The organism is Gilvimarinus gilvus (assembly GCF_030518155.1).
GTDB lineage: Bacteria > Pseudomonadota > Gammaproteobacteria > Pseudomonadales > Cellvibrionaceae > Gilvimarinus > Gilvimarinus gilvus.
Genome location: NZ_JAULRU010000700.1, coordinates 1 through 326 on the forward strand (window position 1 = coordinate 1; position 326 = coordinate 326).

General features: G+C 56.7%; 1 protein-coding gene. It reads right to left on the bottom strand.

The window, feature by feature from the left end; genetic code table 11:
• Nucleotides 1–145 precede the first annotated feature (145 nt).
• Nucleotides 146–326, bottom strand: a 181-nt coding sequence (locus QWI17_RS17400; protein WP_302723794.1) for a DNA-directed RNA polymerase, incomplete at its 5' end; no start/stop codon positions are given.

A 326-nucleotide genomic window follows, 5' to 3' on the forward strand; every position in this document is an offset into this window, starting at 1 on the left:
GTCGCACTGGCACGGTGGAGGCTCTGGCGGAGGGTTGCGGCTCGGTTATCCGAATGTGGCCCCACGGGAATTACCAGGGGGCCATTCGGAATGGTTCATTAATGGAAACGTTCCTTTTGTGGTTTGTTTCCATCAATGAGAACGATCAGGCAAAACAAAAACGCGACTCTGCTACGGCTGCCAGGCTCAGGCTGCCGCGCTTCGGTAGTTCTGCGAGCTTGGCCCGCGCTTTGTCGCTCAGTTGCGCGGCCAGTTCATCCCGGAAGCGCTCCAGAACGGCGGTCTCTTCGTACATTTCAATGAATGCCTTACGGACGGTCATGAAG